Source organism: Streptomyces sp. WAC 04229 (assembly GCF_003947455.1).
In the GTDB taxonomy this organism is placed as follows: domain Bacteria; phylum Actinomycetota; class Actinomycetes; order Streptomycetales; family Streptomycetaceae; genus Streptomyces.
Map to the genome: position 1 here is coordinate 1 of NZ_QHJH01000278.1, position 6,673 is coordinate 6,673.

Below are 6,673 nucleotides of genomic sequence, written 5' to 3' on the forward strand. Positions count from 1 at the left end.
CGTATGGACACCACCCCCTCCGCTCAGCCCCTGGCCGCCACCGCCGAGGCCGCCGCCCCCAACCGACGCCGCGTGGCCACCGCCGCGGCCCTCGCGTCCGCCGTCGAGTGGTACGACTACTTCGTCTTCGGCATCGCCGCCGCGCTCGTCCTGGGCGACCTGTACTTCCCGGCCGGCAGCTCCACCGCCGGGGTCCTGGCCGCCTTCGCCACCTTCGCGGTCGGCTTCCTCGCCCGCCCGATCGGCGGCATCGTCGCCGGCCAGCTCGGCGACAAGAAGGGCCGCAAGCCGATGCTGGTCATCGCGCTCACCCTGATGGGCCTGGCCACCACGGGCATCGGCCTGCTGCCCACGTACGAGACCATCGGCGTCGCCGCCCCCGTCCTGCTCGTCCTGCTGCGCATCGCCCAGGGCGTGGCCGTCGGCGCCCAGTGGGGCGGCGCGATGCTGCTGGCCACCGAGTACGCCCCCGAGGGCAAGCGCGGCATCTACGGCAGCGTCGTCCAGCTCGGCGTCCCCATCGGCGTGGTTACCGCCAACACCGTCTTCCTGCTGGCCGGGGCGTTCACCTCCGAGTCGGCCTTCGAGTCCTGGGGCTGGCGGGTGCCGTTCGTGGTCGGCCTGCTCGTCCTGGGGCTCGCCTGGTACATCCACACCCGCGTCGAGGAAACCCCGGAGTTCCGGGAGGCCGAGCGGGCGCTGGCCGAGAAGGAGCAGGGCGAGCAGACCTCGCCGCTGCGCACCATCGTGCGCGGTCACCTCGGCACGGTCCTGCTGGCCGGCGGCTCCTTCGCCGTGAACACCGCGACGTTCTACATCCTCATCACCGGCGTCCTCGACTACACGACGCGCGAACTGGACATGGACCACGGTGCGGTGCTCGCCGTCTCGCTCTGCGTCAGCCTCACCCAGCTGGTGCTGATCCCGGGCGCCGCCGCCCTGTCCGACAAGTTCGGCCGCATCAGGGTCTACACCGTCGGCGCGGTCGGCATCGCCGTGTGGGCCGTCCCGCTGTTCCTGCTCATCGACACCGGCTCACTGGTGTGGCTGGCCGTCGGCACCTTCGTCGCCAGCTGCTTCCTCAGCGTCATGTACGGGCCCCAGGCCGCCCTCTTCGCCGAACTGTTCACGCCGGAGATGCGCTACACCGGCGCCTCCCTCGGCTACCAGATCGCCGCCGTCGGCGGGGGCGGGCTCGCGCCCTTCGTCATGGTGCTGCTCCTGGAGGCGACGGGTACCTCGATGGCCGTCTCCGGCTACATCGTCGCCCTCTCGGTGATCGCCCTGGTGTCCATCAAGGTGCTGGCCGGCCGGGCGCGTTCACGCTGACCGCGAAGCGCCCTCGGGCCGCGATCCCACCGGTTCCTCCGGGGTCGCGGCCCGAGCCCGCCTCCGGGACCGCGACACCGCCACACCCGCCAGGCAGAGCGCGCCGCCCGCCAGGGTGAGCAGCCCCGGCACCTCACCGAGCGCCAGCCACGACATCAGGACCACCAGGGCGGGCACGGCGTACGTCGTGGCGCCCATGCGCCCGGCGGTCGTCCGGGCCAGCGCGTACGCCCAGGTCGTGAACGCCAGCGCGGTCGGGAACACGCCCAGGTACACCATGTTCAGCGTCGCCGAGACGGGCGCGTCGGCCGCCTCGTGCACCAGCTGCCCCGTGAACGGCAGGCAGAGCACCGCACCGACCAGGCAGCCGAACGTCGTCACCTGGAGCGCGCTGGCGTGCCCCAGCGCGGGCTTCTGCGCGACCACCCCGCCCGCGTACGCCACCGCGGCCAGCAGACACAGCACCACCCCGAACAGCGAGGAACCGCCCTCGCCGGACATCGAGAGGCCCACGGTCACCGCACCGGCGAACGACACCGCCATCCCCGCCAGCAGCCGCGGCGGCAGCGCGTCCCCGAGCAGGCGGGCGCCGAGCAGCGCGATGAGGATCGGGCCGACGTTCACCACCAGCGCGGCCGTACCGGCGTCCACCTGCTGCTCGCCCCAGTTCAGGACCACCATGTAGAAGCCGAACCACAGCAGCCCCGATATCGCGATCCCCCGCCAGGCCGGGCGGGGCGGCAGCCCTTCCCGCCGCACCAGGCAGATCAGGGCGAGGACCACGGCGCCGGACAGCAGCCGCCCGAGGGCCAGCGCACCCGGCGAGTACGCCTCGCCCGCGCTGCGGATGGAGACGAAGGCGGAGGCCCACAGGACGACGGTCACGGTGGCCGCGCCGGCCGCGAGCAGCCGCGAGCGGCGGGAGGGGGCGGAGGGGGACGTGCGGGCGGTGCTCATCATGCTCCAGACGTTAGGGCGCGACGGGCGCGTGGTCTCGCGGATTTCGGACGGGGAGGCGGTGCCGCGCGGCTCAGCGCAGCGCCACCGGATCGATGCCCAGCAGTTCCCGGAACGCGGCCTCGCCCGCCGGTGTGACCTTCACCGCCCGCTCCGAGCCGATGCGCACGCACCAGCCGGTGTCCAGGGCGTGCTTGCACAGGGCCGCGCCCGCCACGCCCGCGAGATGCGGACGGCGCTCGGTCCAGTCGAGGCAGGCCCGCGCCAGCGGACGCCGGCCGGTGGCCGTCAGCGGAATCCCGGCCGCGTCGAACCAGCCGAGCCCCGCGTCGGTGAGCGCGAAACCGGTGTCCTGGCGCAGCAGTCCGCGCCCGGTGAGGGCGTCGGTCACCGAGATGCCCAGCCGCCCGGCGAGATGGTCGTAGCAGGTGCGCCCCCGGGCCATCGCCGACCCGGCGCTCGACGCCCGCAGGGTGCGTGGACGCCGGGCGGCGGCCTGCGGCGCGACCTGCGCCGCCAGGTCCTCGACCAGCTGCGCGACCCGTTCGTCGGCCAGCCGGACGTACCGGTGCCGTCCCTGGCGCTCCTCGGTGAGCAGCCCGCCCGCGACGAGCTTGCCCAGGTGCTCGCTCACCGTGGACGCGGCGACGCCCGCGTGCCGGGCCAGCTCGCCGGCGGTCCAGGCCCGTCCGTCCAGCAGCGCCAGCAGGCAGGCGGCGCGCGTCTCGTCCGCGATCAGCCCGGCCAGCCGCGCGAGGCCGGGCGCCTCGGCGTCCCTCTCGGTCATGCGTCCAGGATGCGCCACGGACGGTTCGGCGGGCGCCGAAGTGTCCTCAGGCGCCCCGCGCCACCTGCGCGTACTGCTGCGTCAGCCCGTCCAGCAGGGCCGTCAGCCCGGTCTCGAAGGCCCGCTCGTCGATCTTCTCCTGCTGCTCGGCCAGGAGGTGGGCCTGCTGGAGGTGCGGGTAGGCGGCGGGGTCGTAGGCGCCGGCGTCGTCGACGAAGCCGCCGGCGAAGGAACCGAGCGCGGAGCCCATGATGAAGTACCGCATCAGCGCGCCGATGGAGGTGGCCTGGGCCGGGGGCCAGCCGGCCGCGACCATCGCGCCGTAGACGGCGTCCGCGAGGTGCAGCCCGGCCGGACGGCGGCCGGGGCCGTGCGCCAGTACGGGGACGATGTTGGGGTGGTCGCGCAGGGCCGCCCGGTAGGAGACGGCCCAGTCGTGCAGCGCGGTCCGCCACTCCCGGCCGTCCTCGAACATCGACAGGTCCACCTGCGCGCTCACCGAGTCGGCGACGGCCTCCAGGATCTCGTCCTTGGTGCGGAAGTGGTTGTAGAGCGAGGGCCCGCTCACGCCCAGCTCCGCGGCGAGCCGGCGGGTGGAGACGGCCGTGAGGCCCTCCGCGTCCACCAGAGCGCGGGCTTTCTCGACGATCCGGTCGGTGCTGAGCAGGGGCTTGCGCGGTCGGGCCATGGCGCACATAGTAGGGCTGCGGCTTTAAACTAGCAGTGCTAATTTAAAAGTCCGGTTTTCAAGTCCACCGGTCAAGGACCGTCTTCTGTGGGGTGACTCGGCATGAATCTGGAGCTCAGCGAGGAGCAGAGCGCCGTGCGGCGGCTCGCGCGGGACTTCGTGGAGCGCGAGATCGCCCCGCACGTCGTCGCCTGGGACCGCGCCGAGGAGGTGGACCGGTCCATCGTGAAGAAGCTCGGCGAGGTCGGCTTCCTCGGGCTCACCGTCGACGAGGAGTACGGCGGCTCCGGCGGCGACCACCTCGCGTACTGCCTGGTGACGGAGGAGCTGGGGCGCGGCGACAGCTCCGTGCGCGGCATCGTGTCCGTCTCCCTCGGCCTGGTCGCCAAGACCATCGCCGCCTGGGGCGACGAGGAGCAGAAGCGGCGCTGGCTGCCGGGGCTCACCTCCGGCGCGTACGTCGGCTGCTTCGGCCTGACCGAGCCCGGCACCGGCTCGGACGCGGGGAACCTCGCCACCCGGGCGGTCCGCGACGGCGACGACTACGTCGTCAACGGCACCAAGATGTTCATCACCAACGGCACCTGGGCCGACGTCGTCCTGCTCTTCGCCCGCTCCACCGACGCCCCGGGCCACAAGGGCGTCTCCGCCTTCCTGGTGCCCACCGACACCCCCGGCCTGACCCGGCGCACCGTCCACGGCAAGCTCGGGCTGCGCGGCCAGGCCACCGCCGAACTGGTCCTGGAGGACGTCCGGGTCCCGGCCTCCGCGATGCTCGCGCCCGAGGGCAAGGGCTTCTCGGTCGCCATGTCCGCGCTCGCCAAGGGACGGATGTCGGTCGCGGCCGGCTGCGTCGGCATCGCCCAGGCCGCGCTGGACGCGGCCGTGCGGTACGCCGGAGAGCGCGAGCAGTTCGGGAAGACCATCGCCCACCACCAGCTGGTGCAGGAGCTGATCAGCGACATCGCCCTCGACGTGGACGCGGCCCGGCTGCTGACCTGGCGGGTCGCCGACCTGATCGACCGCGGGCAGCCCTTCACCGTCGAGTCCTCCAAGGCCAAGCTGTTCGCCTCGGAGGCGGCCGTCCGCGCCGCCAACAACGCCCTCCAGGTCTTCGGCGGCTACGGCTACATCGACGAGTACCCGGCCGGCAAACTGCTGCGCGACGCCCGCGTGATGACGCTGTACGAGGGCACCAGCCAGATCCAGAAACTGGTCATCGGACGGGCGCTGACGGGGGTTTCGGCCTTCTGAGGGCCGGGGGTTTCTGAGTACCTCGACTGAGTACGGCGGCGGATGTGGCCCGGACCACGTCCGCCGATCCTTGTGCCCATGAGTGACACACCGGTCAAGCAGCAGAACACGGCGGCCTTCTACGGGCAGGCCGTCGCGTCGTTCTCGGTCGCCATGGCCGCCACCGCCATCGGCATCTACCAGCTCCAGGCCGACGCCTGGGTGCGTGCCTTCCTGGCCATCGCCGTCCTGTACCTCGTCACCTCGGCCTTCACGCTGGCCAAGATCATCCGGGACCGTCAGGAGGTGGGGCAGATCGTGAGCCGTGTGGACCAGGCGCGGCTGGACAAGATCCTTGTGGAGCACGACCCCTTCCACAAGCCCGGCGGCCCCTCCGCCGGGCAGCGCGCCTAAGCGCCCGCTCAGTATCGGCGGTATGGTGGTGGCTCCTGTCACCGAGAGGGGCGAACAAGCGATGAGTACGGCGGCCGAGACGACGGGCGGCGACATCGAGCCGTGGGAAGAGGTCACGCCTGACGCGGCCCGGCGGCTCCTGGTCGCCGCCGTGGAGGCGTTCGCCGAACGCGGGTACCACGCGACCACGACCCGCGACATCGCCGGGCGGGCCGGCATGAGCCCGGCCGCGCTCTACATCCACTACAAGACCAAGGAAGAGCTGCTGCACCGCATCAGCCGCATCGGCCACACCCGGGCGGTGGCCATCCTGCGCTCCGCGGCCCAGGGCGACGGCAGTGCGACCGAACGGCTCGCCGACGCCGTGAGCTCCTTCGTCCGCTGGCACGCCGGCCGGCGCACGACCGCGCGGGTCGTGCAGTACGAGCTGGACGCGCTCGGTCCCGAGGCCCGGGAGGAGATCCTCACGCTCCGCAGGCAGTGCGACGCCGCGGTGCGCGGCATCATCGACGACGGCGTGGCGACGGGCGAGTTCGACGTGCCGGACGTCAAGGGCACCACCCTCGCCGTGCTGTCGCTCTGCATCGACGTGGCCCGCTGGTTCAACGTGAAGGGCGCCCGGACGCCCGACGAGGTCGGCGCCCTCTACGCCGACCTCGTCCTGCGGATGGTCGGGGCCGGGGCGTCCGGCTCCGACCGGTCCGCTCAGACGTAGTAGCGGGAGACGGACTCGGCGACGCAGACCGGCTTGTCGCCGCCCTCGCGTTCCACCGTGAAGGCGACGGACACCTGGATCCCGCCCGTGACGTCCTCGACGCCGGTGATCGTCGCCGTGGCGCGCAGGCGCGAGCCGACCGGGACGGGGGAGGGGAAGCGGACCTTGTTGGTGCCGTAGTTGACGCCCATCTTCACGCCCTCGACCCTGATCAGCTGCGGCCCGAACAGCGGCAGCAGCGACAGGGTCAGATAGCCGTGCGCGATGGTGGTGCCGAACGGGCCCGCGGCGGCCTTCTCCGGGTCGACGTGGATCCACTGGTGGTCGCCGGTGGCCTCGGCGAACAGGTCGATCCGCTTCTGGTCGACCTCCAGCCAGTCGGTGTGCCCCAGCTGCTCGCCCACCGCCGCCTTCACCTCGTCGACGGATGTGAAGATCCTCGGCTCTGCCATGCTCCCGGCCTCCCGTGTGACGCGACTCTAAGCGACTGCTTAGCATGGTCGCCCGGAGAGCCCCTGTCAACGGACCGGACGGGTGAGGGGGCGGGTGG

Annotated in this window: 8 protein-coding genes; 4 read left to right on the plus strand and 4 right to left on the minus strand. The window is 72.6% G+C overall.

The features are described 5' to 3' along the window. Positions 1-3: 3 nt before the first annotated feature. Positions 4-1,329 (plus strand): MFS transporter, encoded by a 1,326-nt coding sequence (locus tag DMH12_RS36155; protein WP_125495539.1) that lies wholly within the window; start codon positions 4-6, stop codon positions 1,327-1,329. On the opposite strand, the gene DMH12_RS36160 is transcribed toward DMH12_RS36155, so the two are convergent. The 3 genes from DMH12_RS36160 to DMH12_RS36170 all read right to left on the minus strand — a co-directional run bounded on the left by DMH12_RS36160 (position 1,321) and on the right by DMH12_RS36170 (position 3,761). Then, positions 1,321-2,289: a DMT family transporter gene (locus tag DMH12_RS36160; RefSeq protein ID WP_125495533.1), complete on the minus strand. Its 969-nt coding sequence runs from the start codon at positions 2,287-2,289 to the stop codon at positions 1,321-1,323. The genes DMH12_RS36155 and DMH12_RS36160 overlap by 9 nt on opposite strands. A 70-nt stretch (positions 2,290-2,359) precedes the next feature. Further along, entirely contained in the window at positions 2,360-3,073 is a 714-nt protein-coding gene (locus tag DMH12_RS36165; protein WP_125495534.1) for a helix-turn-helix transcriptional regulator, read from the minus strand. Positions 3,074-3,119: 46 nt separating this feature from the next. Then, the gene (locus tag DMH12_RS36170) at positions 3,120-3,761 is read right to left on the minus strand and encodes a TetR/AcrR family transcriptional regulator (protein ID WP_122617364.1); all 642 of its coding nucleotides are present in this window, start codon (positions 3,759-3,761) and stop codon (positions 3,120-3,122) included. Between the two features lie 102 nt (positions 3,762-3,863). Here DMH12_RS36170 and DMH12_RS36175 point away from each other — a divergent pair, with 102 nt between their 5' ends. From DMH12_RS36175 to DMH12_RS36185, 3 genes are all read left to right on the plus strand, one after another. After that, a complete protein-coding gene (locus tag DMH12_RS36175; RefSeq protein ID WP_125495535.1) occupies positions 3,864-5,015 on the plus strand; it encodes an acyl-CoA dehydrogenase family protein in 1,152 nt (383 codons plus the stop codon). A gap of 78 nt (positions 5,016-5,093) precedes the next feature. Further along, positions 5,094-5,408 (plus strand): YiaA/YiaB family inner membrane protein, encoded by a 315-nt coding sequence (locus DMH12_RS36180; RefSeq protein ID WP_125495536.1) that lies wholly within the window; start codon positions 5,094-5,096, stop codon positions 5,406-5,408. Positions 5,409-5,469: 61 nt separating this feature from the next. Continuing rightward, positions 5,470-6,123, plus strand: a complete 654-nt coding sequence (locus DMH12_RS36185; RefSeq protein ID WP_125495537.1) for a TetR/AcrR family transcriptional regulator — start codon at positions 5,470-5,472, stop codon at positions 6,121-6,123. Here DMH12_RS36185 and DMH12_RS36190 read toward each other — a convergent pair. Then, on the minus strand, positions 6,114-6,575 hold the full coding sequence (locus DMH12_RS36190; protein WP_125495538.1) for a MaoC family dehydratase: 462 nt from the start codon (positions 6,573-6,575) through the stop codon (positions 6,114-6,116). The genes DMH12_RS36185 and DMH12_RS36190 overlap by 10 nt on opposite strands. Positions 6,576-6,673: the final 98 nt, after the last annotated feature.